Origin of the sequence: Haliscomenobacter sp., from assembly GCF_040403615.1 — a bacterium.
Classification (GTDB): domain Bacteria; phylum Bacteroidota; class Bacteroidia; order Chitinophagales; family Saprospiraceae; genus Haliscomenobacter.
The window spans coordinates 1-1059 of record NZ_JBBAKG010000274.1 but is presented as its reverse complement, the minus strand read 5'-3'; the positions used below and the strand labels follow the sequence as shown (position 1 = coordinate 1059).

The 1059-nt window shown below is 43.2% G+C and carries 1 pseudogene; it reads right to left on the bottom strand.

What is annotated here, in order from left to right:
• Nucleotides 1-53: 53 nt before the first annotated feature.
• A pseudogene (locus tag ABW391_RS29530) lies at nt 54-1059 on the bottom strand (hypothetical protein); the annotation flags it as partial.

Sequence of the window (1059 nt, the reverse complement as noted above, 5' to 3'; positions counted from 1 at the left end):
CCTTCGCACACTTCTGGTGCCCCGAGTGGGGGTCGAACCCACACTGGGAGGATTTATCTCTTTTTATAACCAGCAGGACACTTCGGTGAAACGGAGGTTACCTTCTTAGTTGTCTTGCCTTTCACGCAGGTAATCGTGGATTTCTTGATGATTGCAGAAACAGGAATCGCTGATGTAGTCGGGCTAGGGCTCGCGGCAGGTAAAACTTCTTCGGTAGGGTTTGATTTAGAGACAGATAGTTTGATGGTGGGTGCGCTGTAGTGGAATCCACGTGCGTATACGACAAGGAATCCTTTTTCAATTTTGAATAATGTGGACGCTACTTGAGCGGATCCATCGCTATTTACAACTGAAACCTCAACTTTAGGAGCCTTTGAAATGTTGTTTTTAGGCCACATACAGTCCATCCAGGCAACCGACATGTAAGTGCTAAAAAAACCGGTTGCAATGCTGCCATTTGATAGAAGATGAGGAGAATAAATCGCAAACTTCATTGTGTTGTTATCAGCTAAGAAAGGTATTCCTCCACCATACGCGTTGTGCGATGTCACCGGATAGCCGAATTTGCTACATCGGGTATCTCCATACGAACCACCTGGTATCGAACTGGCGTGATCAATTAAAAAATACAAGCGGATGTTCTCTGAATCTGACTTTGTCATATCTGAAGCTTGGTCAGAAAGATCCACAAGTGAGCCTCCAGAGTAATTGGTTCCTAAAAATGGTGAACCTACATATGTATACCTGTGCCCATTTGCGATTTTTTCGTCACCATATTCGGCATTTGATGCCATTAAAAATGAAGCAACTGGCACTACCCAGGAACTTCTAAAGACATACTTAAACTTGATTCCAGAATTTACATCTTTAATTTGTAAATTAGTGAAGCCAAAGTCCATCTTTGGTTGCAAGTTGTAACTTACTTGCTGCCCTTTGTGGTTTTCTCCGCTAAGAAGTCCATATGTGCTGATCTCACGAGTTGTCCCATCAACGTCGATAAAACTCCACGTAGAATTACCAAAGTCAGATACCTGGTTCATCGCGTCTTTATAGCTACCT